Source organism: Aedoeadaptatus nemausensis, from assembly GCF_903819165.1.
GTDB classification, from domain to species: domain Bacteria; phylum Bacillota; class Clostridia; order Tissierellales; family Peptoniphilaceae; genus Aedoeadaptatus; species Aedoeadaptatus nemausensis.
Genome location: NZ_CAIJCS010000078.1, coordinates 1 through 218, shown reverse-complemented (window position 1 = coordinate 218; position 218 = coordinate 1). Strand labels below are relative to the sequence as shown.

Here is a 218-nt window from a genome sequence, read left to right as displayed (position 1 = left end):
CCTTTCTCAAAGCTACGCTTAAGCCTTTAGTCTTTAAAATATACTCTGGCAAATCAGGTGCCACCGTATTTCTTTGCTTTCCAGCTAAATCCATCATAACGGATGATTCTTCTTCATCTAAGTTTAATATTTTAGCAATTTGGTTCAACCTATCTAAGTCAAAAGAATCTCTTTTTCCTTTCTCTACATCGCTTAGATACGGTGAGGAAATATTAAGC

General features: G+C 35.3%; 1 protein-coding gene. It reads right to left on the bottom strand.

Annotated features, from left to right (window positions below; translation table 11 throughout):
• Positions 1 to 218 (bottom strand): helix-turn-helix domain-containing protein (locus tag PEPTYR26121_RS09105; protein WP_180501120.1); only part of this gene is annotated, 218 nt, incomplete at both ends.